A 1,282-nucleotide genomic window follows, 5' to 3' on the forward strand; every position below is an offset into this window, starting at 1 on the left:
CAGTTCCGTGCAGGCAAGACCAACAACGATATCAAATAATCAAGGGCTATTTTGCAGTATATAAATAGGAAGAAATAAAATATTTAATAAAGAAGGAGATTAAAATGGACAAAGTATTACAGGGTTACATTGACAAACTGAACAAACTGAATTTCAAAGACATGTACGAGGGCGATTTCTTCCTGACCTGGGAGAAGACCGACGACGAGATCGAGGCTGTTTTCACCGTTGCTGACGCTCTGCGCTACATGAGAGAGCACAACATCTCTACCAAAGTATTTGAGTCCGGTCTGGGCATTTCCCTGTTCCGTGATAACTCCACCCGTACCCGTTTCTCATTCGCATCTGCCTGCAACCTGCTGGGTCTTGAAGTTCAGGATCTGGACGAGGGCAAGAGCCAGATCGCTCATGGTGAGACCGTTCGTGAGACCGCTAACATGATCTCCTTCATGGCAGACGTTATCGGTATCCGTGATGATATGTACATCGGCAAGGGCAATAAGTACATGCATGATGTAGTAGATGCAGTAACTGAGGGTCACAAAGACGGCGTTCTGGAGCAGAAACCTACCCTGGTTAACTTACAGTGCGATATCGACCATCCGACCCAGTGTATGGCTGATATGCTTCACATCATCAACACCTTCGGCGGCGTTGAGAACTTAAAGGGTAAGAAAGTAGCTATGACCTGGGCTTACTCCCCGAGCTACGGCAAACCGCTTTCCGTACCGCAGGGCGTTATCGGCCTGATGACCAGATTCGGCATGGACGTTGTTCTGGCACATCCGGAAGGATACGAGGTAATGCCGGAGGTTGAGGAAGTTGCACGTAAGAACGCTGAGAAGACCGGCGGCAGCTTCACCAAGACCAATTCCATGGCAGAGGCATTCAAGGATGCTGATATCGTATATCCGAAGAGCTGGGCTCCGTTCGCAGCTATGGAGAAGAGAACCAACCTCTACGCTGAGGGCGATACCGACGGCATCAAGGCTCTGGAGAAAGAGCTGCTGGCTCAGAACGCAGAGCACAAAGACTGGTGCTGCACCGAAGAGTTAATGGCTACCACCAAGGATGGCAAGGCTCTGTACCTGCACTGCTTACCGGCTGATATCAACGACGTATCCTGCAAGGATGGCGAGGTAGAGGCATCTGTATTCGACCGCTATCGTACTCCTCTGTACAAAGAGGCAAGCTACAAGCCATACATCATCGCAGCTATGATCCTGCTTGCAAAACAGCAGTGCCCGCAGGAGACTCTTGCAAAGCTGGCTGAGAAAGCAAC

Annotated in this window: 1 protein-coding gene; it reads left to right on the forward strand. The window is 49.8% G+C overall.

The features are described 5' to 3' along the window. Window positions 1-104 precede the first annotated feature (104 nt). Window positions 105-1,282 (forward strand): knotted carbamoyltransferase YgeW (gene ygeW / locus DWZ40_RS18250; RefSeq protein WP_118544272.1); only part of this gene is annotated, 1,178 nt, incomplete at its 3' end.

Source organism: Clostridium sp. AF32-12BH (genome assembly GCF_003477935.1).
In the GTDB taxonomy this organism is placed as follows: Bacteria; Bacillota; Clostridia; order Lachnospirales; family Lachnospiraceae; genus Brotaphodocola.